Consider the following 8,212-nt stretch of genomic DNA (forward strand, 5'->3'; position numbering starts at 1 on the left):
CTTCGCCTGACACGCGCGGCGCCCACGGGCGCCATTCCTTCCCCGACTGACACCACATACCGGAGCATATCCGATGCGTCCCTCCGATCCGCTGGAGGCGCGTGCGCGCGACCTGGCCCTCGCGGCCGGCGTCGATCCCGATGCCCGCGTCCCCAACCCGGCCAAGCCGGGCAAGACCATGCCGGCCTGGACCGGCTTCCGCGACCAGGCGCGCGCCGCGCACCAGGTGGCGGAGCAGGCGCGCCTCGGCGCCGTGCTGGGCGACCAGCCCGCGGCCTATCGCGACGCGCCGTTCGCCGTCTTCGGGCGGCATGAGGACGGCACGCTCGCGCAGATGCGCAACTGCATGCGCGTGGGCAACGTCGTCGCCGGCACGCTCTGCGCCGATGGCCATCTCGGCTACGCGCAGCCGGTCGGCGGCGTCATCGCCTATGAAGGCCAGGTCAGCATCAGCGGCGTCGGCTTCGACATCGCCTGCGGCAACATGGCGGCGCGGCTCGATGTTCCCTACGCGGCGGTGCGCGACCGCGCGGCGCAGATCCTGGGCGACATCCGCCGCGCCATCTCCTTCGGCGTGGGCCGCGCGAACGAGGAGCGCGTCGAGCACAAGCTGTTCGACGACGGCGAGGCATGGCGCGCCTCCGGCATGGAAAGCTACCGCCAGAAGGCCGCCGCGCAGCTCGGCACGGTCGGCTCGGGCAACCACTATGTGGACCTGTTCGAGGATGAGGAGGGCCTCGTCTGGATCGGCGTGCATTTCGGCAGCCGCGGCCTGGGGCACACCAGCGCCACGCGCTACCTGAAGGCCGCCGGCGGGCAGGACGGGATGCACGTGCCGCCCACGGTGGTGGAGGAGACGAGCGAGCTCGGCCAGCGCTACCTCGCGGCGATGGAGCTCGCCGGCCGCTACGCCTATGCCGGCCGCGAATGGGTGGTGGAGCGCGTGCGTGCCATCATCGGTGGCGCCATCACCGAGACCGTGCACAACCACCACAACTATGCGTGGAAGGAGACCCATGGCGGGCGCGACCTCTGGGTCGTGCGCAAGGGCGCGACGCCGGCGTTCCCCGGCCAGCGCGGCTTCGTCGGCGGGTCCATGGGCGACGACGCGGTGATCCTCGAAGGGGTGGACAGCGAGGCCTCGCGCGTCTCGCTCTACTCCACCGTCCATGGCGCCGGCCGCGTCTTCGGGCGGCGGGAGGCGCTGCGCCGCTTCACCCGCGCGGAGATGGACGACTGGCTGCGCGCGCGCGGCGTGACGGTCTCGGGCGGGGACCTGGACGAAAGCCCGATGGCCTATCGCCGCCTCCCCGAGGTGCTGTCGCATCACGGCGACACGGTGCGCATCCTCCATCGCCTTCGCCCCTTCGCGGTGGCGATGGCGGGGCCGGGGGAATTCGACCCCTTCAAGGACTGACCAGGGGCGGGCCGGCGCGGCGACGTGGCGGCCCGCCCCCCTCCGGGTCTAGCCTTGCTGCCAACGACACCGGAGGGAACGTCCATGCGCCTCATCCGCCGCGCGTTGCTGCTGCTGCCGCTGCTGCTCGCCACGCCCGCCGGGGCCCAGCAGGCCGCCTTCCCGGGCCAGCGGGAGGGCACATGGACCGCCCCCGGCTTCCGCTTCCACACCGGGGAGACGATGGATCTCCGCCAGGGCTACGTCACGCTGGGCGACCCGGCGAACCCCGCCGTGCTGATCCTGCACGGCACGGGCGGCACCGCGGGCGGCATGCTGGGGGCCAATTTCGGCGGGCAGTTGTTCGGCCCCGGCCAGCCGCTCGACGCGGCGCGCTTCTTCATCGTCATCCCGGATTCGATCGGCACGGGCAATTCATCGAAGCCGTCGGACGGGCTGCGCGCCGCCTTCCCGCGCTACAATTACGACGACATGGTCGCCGCGCAGCACCGGCTTGTCACGGAAGGGCTCGGCATCCGCCGGCTGCGCCTCGTGCTCGGCAATTCGATGGGCGGCATGATGGCCTGGAGTTGGGCCACGAATTTCCCCGACATGATGGACGCGATCGTGCCCATGGCGTCGCAGCCCACCGCCATGTCCTCGCGCAACTGGATGATGCGCCGGCTGATGATCGAGACGGTGCGCCAGGACCCCGCCTATATGGGCGGCAACTACACCGCGCAGCCGCCGTCGCTGCGCATCGCCAACGTCATGTACAGCGCCGGCACCAATGGCGGCACGCTCAACCTGCAGCGCATCGCGCCGACGCGGGAAGCCGCGGACCGGCTGGTGGACCAGCGCCTCGCCGCGCCGCCGCCGCGCGACGCGAACGACTTCCTCTGGCAATGGGATGCGAGCCGCGACTACGACCCCGAGCCGCGGCTCGATCGCATCCGCGCGCGCGTGCTCGCCATCAACTCCGCCGACGACGAGCGCAACCCGCCCGAGACCGGCCTGACGGAACGCGCCATCGCGCGCGTCCCGAACGCGCGCCTGCTGCTGATCCCGGCGAGCGCCGAGACGCTCGGCCACGGCACCACCGGCAATGCGCGCTTCTGGCGGGAGGACCTCGCGCGCTTCCTCGCCGCCCTGCCGTAGCGTGGCCTATTCGGCGCGGATGCCGAGCTGCTCGATCACCGGGCGGAAGGTTGCCCAGTCGCGCCGCAGCCGCGCCATGAAGGCGTCCGGCCCATGCACCTCATCGACCGCCATGCCGATATTGGCGAAGCGGTCCTTCAATTCGGGCCCGGCGCCGAAGCCCGCGCGGATCTCGTTGTAGAGCCTGTCGATGATCGGCCGCGGCGTGCCCGCCTGCACCATCACCGAGGCCCAGGAATCCACATGGTAGTCGGCAAGCCCGCCGCCCGCCGAGGCGATCGGCGGCACGCCGGGCACCAGCGGCGAGGGGCTCCCGGTGGTCACGCCGAGCGCGCGCAACTGCCCCGCCGCCACGAGCCGCCCTGCCGCGGCCGGCGTGTCGAAGCCGAAATCCACCTGCCCGCCGAGCAGCGCGGCGAGCGCCGGCCCGCTGCCCTGGAAGGGTACGTGCAGCGCCTCGAGCCCGGCCTTCGCCAGGAACAGCGCGGTGACCAGGTGCTGCGCGCCCGCGACACCTGAGGAATTGTGCGTGTAGTGCCCGGGCCGGGCCTTCAGCATGTCGATAAGGCCCTTGAGGTCGCGCACCGGCGAATCCGCCTTCACCAGCGCCATGAAGGGCGCGGCGCCGAACAGCGCGACGGGGGCGAGTTCCCGCTCCACGTCATAGGGCGGGCGGCTGACCAGCGGCCCGAAGGTGATCGGCCCGAGCGAGCCCGACAGCAGCGTGTAGCCGTCCGGCGTGCCCTTCGCGACGATGTTGGTGCCGATCTGCCCGCCCGCGCCCGGCCGGTTGTCCGGCACCACCGGCTGGCCGAGCCGTTCGGACAGCATCTGCGCGACGAGCCGCCCGGCGACGTCGGTCTGCTGGCCCGGCGGCCAGGGGATGACCATGCGCAGCGGGCGGTTCGGCCAGGCGCCCTGCGCCTGCTGCGCGTGGGCGGCGTTCGCGGCGAGGCCCGCGAGCGGCAGGGCGGCCAAGGTGCGGCGACGGATCATCAGGACGTGCTCCCAGACTGGTTCTTGGCGGTGATCATGCCGCGCCCGCGCGCTGCCGTCACCCGCCCGCGCTTGAGGCCGCCGCCCTCCGCCGCCATCCTCGCGCCATGGACAGACCGCCGATCACCCTCGCCCGCTGGGGCTCCTTCCATGTCGGCGGGCGGGAGGTGCGCGTCGAAGGCCAGCCGCCGCGGGAGGTGCTGTTCACCCCCGGCAGCGCGCCCGCGCTGCTCGACCCGAACGGCACCTACCTGGTGGGCGGGATGTATGCGCAGGCGATGGAACCCGCGCCGAAGCGCGGTGCCGCCCCGCTCATGCTCTGGCACGGCGGCGGCCTGACCGGCGCCTGCTGGGAGACGACGCCGGACGGGCGCGAAGGCTGGCAGCATTTTTTCCTGCGCCAGGGCTGGGAGGTCGTGGTCAGCGACGCGGTGGAGCGCGGCCGCTCCGGCTGGATGCGCATCCCCGAGGAGACGGGCGGCGTGCCCGTCACGCTTACGCTGGAAAACCCCTGGGAGCGCTTCCGCATCGGCCCCGGCACGCCGCAGGACGGCCGCGTCTTCGAGGGCCAGAAATTCCCCGCCGACATGGCATCCTGGCGCGCCTTCATCAGCGGCTGCGTGCCGCGCTTCACGACGACGGATGCGCTGACGCTCGCAGCCTATGGCGCGCTGCTCGACCGGGTCGGGCCGTCGGTGGTGGTGGCGCACAGCCAGGGCGGATTCTTCGCCTGGCGGGCGGCGCAGGAATGGCCGGGCAGGGTGCGCGCGCTGGTGCTGTTGGAACCGGCCAGCACGGGGCTGGCCGAGAAGGTCGCGGCGCTCGCGGGCATTCCCGTGCTGATGATCTATGGCGACTACATCGAGGATGATGCGCGCTGGCCGGCGATCCGCGCGCGGGGGCTCGCCTTTGCCGATGCGGTGCGCGCGGCGGCCGGGCACGTCGATGTCGTGGACCTGCCCGCGCGCGGCATCCGCGGCAACAGCCACATGATCATGATGGACCGCAATTCCGATCAGGTGGCGGGGCTGGTGCAGGATTGGCTGGCGGCACGCGGCTTGTGGGCTTGAGACGCGGGGGCGCTGCCCCCGCACCCCCGCCAAAGGCCGAAAGGCCTTTGGAAACCGAAGGGTTCCAAGGGCCTTTCGGCCCTTGGCGGGGAGAGCCCGAGAGGGGCGGCGCCCCTCTCGGATCGCATCACCGCGGCGCCGCCGCCCGCGCCAGACGGTCGTTGATCGCCGCCCCCAGCCCGTCCATCGGCACCTGCATCACCGCGATGCGCACCAGCCCCAGACGCGCACCTTCCGCATCTAGCCAGCGCAGCCCCGCGAACAGCCGCGTCGCCGCCTCGCGCAGGTCGCGCGTCTCCGACATCTGCCACAGCGCGCCCGCCCCCGGCAGCGGCCGGCCGAAGGCAAGCAGCGCCTCCTCCGGCGCGACGCTCTCCGCATCGAGCCGAACGGGGAGCGACGGCGCGTAATGCGACAGCATCATCCCCGGGCTGCGCAGCGACCGCGTGCGTTCGGCCGCGGCGAGCGGGATGGGCCGCGCGACGGGGCCGATCAGCGCCTCGATCTCCTCCACCGGCACGCCGCCCGGGCGCAGCAGCGCCGCACCTCCGGCGGCGAGGTCGAGCACCGTGCTTTCCACCCCCACCGCACACGGCCCGCCATCCAGCACCGCCGCGATGCGCCCGCTGAGACCATCGAGCACATGTTCCGCCGTCGTCGGACTCACCTGGCCCGAGCGGTTCGCCGAAGGCCCCGCGACCGGCATGTCCGCCGCGCGGATCAGGGCGAGGGCCAGCGGATGCGCCGGCACGCGCACCGCGATCGTGTCGAGCCCCGCGCCGGCGAGCAGGTCGATCCGGCATTCCGCCCGGCGCGGCAGCACCATCGTCAGCGGCCCCGGCCAGAATCGCGCGGCGAGCAGGCGCGCGCGCTCATCCGGCAGGGCCTCGGCGAAGGCAGCGTTGGCCTCCGCGAAATGGCAGATCAGCGGGTTGAAATGCGGCCTTCCCTTCGCCTCGAACACGGCGGCCACCGCGCGCCCGTTCCGCGCATCGGCACCGAGGCCGTAGACCGTCTCGGTCGGGAAGGCGACGAGCTCGCCCGCGCGCAGCAGCGCCGCCGCGCGCGCGACCTCCGCCGGCCCCAGGCGCAGCGTCATGCGCCCTCGCAGACGAAGCCCGGGTTCGCCCAGCCGCGCTTGCCGTAGGTGAGCGCGCCGCCGTCCTCGAGCAGCCGGATCGTCCCGCCCGCCGCTTCCACCACCGCATGTGGCGCGGCCGTGTCCCATTCCATGGTACGGCCGAAGCGCGGATAGAGATCCGCCGTGCCTTCCGCGACGCGGCAGAATTTCTCCGCAGAGCCGATGTTGACGATGCGCGCGACCTGGCGGCCTTGCAGGAAGCGGCCCATGCGCGGGTCGTCCTGGTAGTGGTGGCTGCCCATCACGGTCAGCCCCTCGGCGGGCGTGCGGCGTGCGGCGATGGCGCGTTCCGTCCCGTCGCGATCGCGCTTGAAGGCGCCGGCGCCGATGCGGCCCCAGAACATCTCGCCGGTGGCGGGCAGCGCGACGGCGCCGAGCACCGGCCGCCCATCCGCCACCAGCCCGACATTGACGGCGAAGTTGTCGCGGCCCGCCGCGAATTCGCGCGTGCCGTCCAGCGGGTCCACCAGCCAGAAGCGGCGGCCGGGATCGGTCGGCGCGGTGCCGGCCTCGATCTCCTCCTCCGCGATGACGGGAATATGCGGGGCGGCGGCGCGCAGCCCCTCGACGATCAGCGCTTCGGCGATGCGGTCGGCCTCGGTGACGGGGCTGTGGTCGGATTTGCGCTCCACCGCGAAGCCGGCGGCGCGCACCGCGGCGATCGCGGCGGCGGCCTCGGCGGCCAGCCGTCGGGCGAGGGCGAGCAGGGCATCATCGTCCATGGACCGGGTGTGGCCGCCCGGCGCCGCCTCGGCAAGCCCCGCCACCCTGGCCGTGCGCCGCCCCCGCCCCTAATGTCACGCATCGATCATCCGAGTCCTCGCCCGCGGAGTTCCCATGCCCGACATCGCCTTCGTGAAGCCTGCCCTGCCGCGCGCCGGGGCCCTCGTGCTGCTGCTGGCCGAGGAGGCGCCGCTCGCCGGCCTGGCCGAGCAGGCGGACAAGGCCGCGAACGGGGCCATCGCGCGCGGCCTGGAAGCGGCGAAGTTCAAGGGGCGCAAGGGCCAGTCCACGACGCTCTGGGCGCCAGGCGGCGGCGTCTCCAAGGTGGTCGCGATCGGCCTCGGCAAGCAGAACGAGATCGCGGAAGCCGGGCTCGAGGCCACCGGCGGCACCATCGCCGGCGCCATGGCGCAGGAGCGCGAGGCGACCGTCGCCGCCGATGGCCTGACGGCCGCGCAGGCCGCCGGGGTCGCCTTCGGCATCGCGCTGAAATCCTACCGCTTCGACCGCTACCGCACGACGGAGAAGGAGGAGGACAAGCCGAAGCTCGAGCGCGTGGCGATGGGTGTCGCCGAACCCGCCAAGGCCAAGGCCGCCTACGCCCCGCTGCAGGCGATCGCCGATGGCGTGTTCCTCACCCGCGACCTCGTCTCCGAACCGCCCAATGTGCTGACCCCTGCCGAATGCGCTGAACGCTGCAAGGCGCTGACCAAGCTCGGCGTCGAGGTCGAGGTGCTCGGCCCGCGGGAGATGAAGCGCCTGGGCTTCGGCGCGCTGCTCGGCGTGGCGCAGGGCAGCGCCAACGAACCGCGCATGGTGGTGATGAAGTGGATGGGCGCGCCGAAGGGCAAGAAGCCCGCCGGCCGCCCGCTCGCCTTCATCGGCAAGGGCGTCACCTTCGATACGGGGGGCATCTCCATCAAGCCCGCGGGCGGCATGGAGGACATGAAGTGGGACATGGCCGGCGCCGGCACCGTCATCGGGCTGATGGCCGCCCTTGCCGGGCGCAAGGCGAAGGCGGACGTGATCGGGATCGTGGGGCTGGTCGAGAACATGCCCTCCGGCACCGCGCAGCGGCCGGGCGATGTGGTCAAGACCGCCTCGGGCCAGACGGTGGAGGTGATCAACACCGACGCGGAAGGGCGCCTCGTCCTCGCCGACGTCATCCACTACTGCATCGAGAAGTTCGACCCGCGCTTCATGATCGACCTCGCCACGCTGACGGGCGCGATCATCATCGCCCTCGGCCACGAGCATGCGGGGCTGTTCGCGAATGACGACACGCTGGCGCAGCGCATCGAGGCCGCCGGCCGCGCGGTGGGCGAGCCTTGCTGGCGCATGCCGCTCGGCGATGCCTATGACAAGCAGATCAAGTCCGACATCGCGGACATGAAGAATGTCGGCGGCCGGCCGGGCGGGTCCATCACGGCGGCGCAGTTCATCCAGCGTTTCGTGCAGGGCAAGCCCTGGGCGCATCTGGACATCGCCGGCACGGCCTGGAGCAGCAAGGACGCCCCGACCGTGCCGAAGGGGGCCACGGCCTATGGCGTGCGGATGCTCGACCGGCTGGTTGCCGAACACTACGAGGGCTAGCGCCGCGTGATCGCCCTCCGCTTCCGTCGCGGCGCGCCGGGGGCGGGGCGGCCCGTCATCCTGCCGCTGGCGCAGGACCAGGCGCCGCCGGCCGCGCTGGCCGATGCCGTGCGCGCGGCGCGCTTCGATGCCGCG

Annotated in this window: 7 protein-coding genes; 4 read left to right on the forward strand and 3 right to left on the reverse strand. The window is 72.9% G+C overall.

The annotated features are described in order from the left end of the window. Window positions 1-73 precede the first annotated feature (73 nt). Together HW577_RS02880 and HW577_RS02885 are read left to right on the forward strand one after the other, a co-directional pair. Window positions 74-1,417, forward strand: coding sequence for an RtcB family protein (locus HW577_RS02880; RefSeq protein ID WP_198374553.1), 1,344 nt, complete (start codon window positions 74-76; stop codon window positions 1,415-1,417). Window positions 1,418-1,501: 84 nt separating this feature from the next. Then, the gene (locus HW577_RS02885; protein ID WP_198374554.1) at window positions 1,502-2,554 is read left to right on the forward strand and encodes an alpha/beta fold hydrolase; all 1,053 of its coding nucleotides are present in this window, start codon (window positions 1,502-1,504) and stop codon (window positions 2,552-2,554) included. Window positions 2,555-2,560: 6 nt separating this feature from the next. On the opposite strand, the gene HW577_RS02890 is transcribed toward HW577_RS02885, so the two are convergent. Then, window positions 2,561-3,550 (reverse strand): Bug family tripartite tricarboxylate transporter substrate binding protein, encoded by a 990-nt coding sequence (locus tag HW577_RS02890; RefSeq protein ID WP_198374555.1) that lies wholly within the window; start codon window positions 3,548-3,550, stop codon window positions 2,561-2,563. A 107-nt stretch (window positions 3,551-3,657) separates the two neighbouring features. Between HW577_RS02890 and HW577_RS02895 the strand changes: the two genes are divergently transcribed. Next, window positions 3,658-4,620, forward strand: coding sequence for an alpha/beta hydrolase (locus HW577_RS02895; RefSeq protein ID WP_198374556.1), 963 nt, complete (start codon window positions 3,658-3,660; stop codon window positions 4,618-4,620). Between the two features lie 127 nt (window positions 4,621-4,747). On the opposite strand, the gene HW577_RS02900 is transcribed toward HW577_RS02895, so the two are convergent. Beyond that, a complete protein-coding gene (locus HW577_RS02900; RefSeq protein ID WP_198374557.1) occupies window positions 4,748-5,719 on the reverse strand; it encodes an L-threonylcarbamoyladenylate synthase in 972 nt (323 codons plus the stop codon). Beyond that, window positions 5,716-6,483, reverse strand: coding sequence for a 3'(2'),5'-bisphosphate nucleotidase CysQ (gene cysQ, locus HW577_RS02905; protein ID WP_198374558.1), 768 nt, complete (start codon window positions 6,481-6,483; stop codon window positions 5,716-5,718). The genes HW577_RS02900 and cysQ overlap by 4 nt, the downstream gene beginning before the upstream one ends. Before the next feature lie 115 nt (window positions 6,484-6,598). On the opposite strand from cysQ, the gene HW577_RS02910 reads away from it, so the two are divergent. Then, window positions 6,599-8,077, forward strand: coding sequence for a leucyl aminopeptidase (locus HW577_RS02910; RefSeq protein ID WP_198374559.1), 1,479 nt, complete (start codon window positions 6,599-6,601; stop codon window positions 8,075-8,077). The last annotated feature ends 135 nt before the right edge of the window (window positions 8,078-8,212 follow it).

It is taken from the genome of Neoroseomonas rubea (assembly GCF_016106015.1).
GTDB classification, from domain to species: Bacteria; Pseudomonadota; Alphaproteobacteria; order Acetobacterales; family Acetobacteraceae; genus Neoroseomonas; species Neoroseomonas rubea.

What these genes read in the sequence shown, in the direction of transcription:
- HW577_RS02880 (WP_198374553.1), top strand. Translation starts at nt 74, where the DNA reads ATGCGTCCCTCCGATCCGCTGGAGGCGCGTGCGCGCGACCTGGCCCTC.
- HW577_RS02885 (WP_198374554.1), top strand. Translation starts at nt 1,502, where the DNA reads ATGCGCCTCATCCGCCGCGCGTTGCTGCTGCTGCCGCTGCTGCTCGCC.
- HW577_RS02890 (WP_198374555.1), bottom strand. Translation starts at nt 3,550, where the DNA reads ATGATCCGTCGCCGCACCTTGGCCGCCCTGCCGCTCGCGGGCCTCGCC.
- HW577_RS02895 (WP_198374556.1), top strand. Translation starts at nt 3,658, where the DNA reads ATGGACAGACCGCCGATCACCCTCGCCCGCTGGGGCTCCTTCCATGTC.
- HW577_RS02900 (WP_198374557.1), bottom strand. Translation starts at nt 5,719, where the DNA reads ATGACGCTGCGCCTGGGGCCGGCGGAGGTCGCGCGCGCGGCGGCGCTG.
- cysQ (WP_198374558.1), bottom strand. Translation starts at nt 6,483, where the DNA reads ATGGACGATGATGCCCTGCTCGCCCTCGCCCGACGGCTGGCCGCCGAG.
- HW577_RS02910 (WP_198374559.1), top strand. Translation starts at nt 6,599, where the DNA reads ATGCCCGACATCGCCTTCGTGAAGCCTGCCCTGCCGCGCGCCGGGGCC.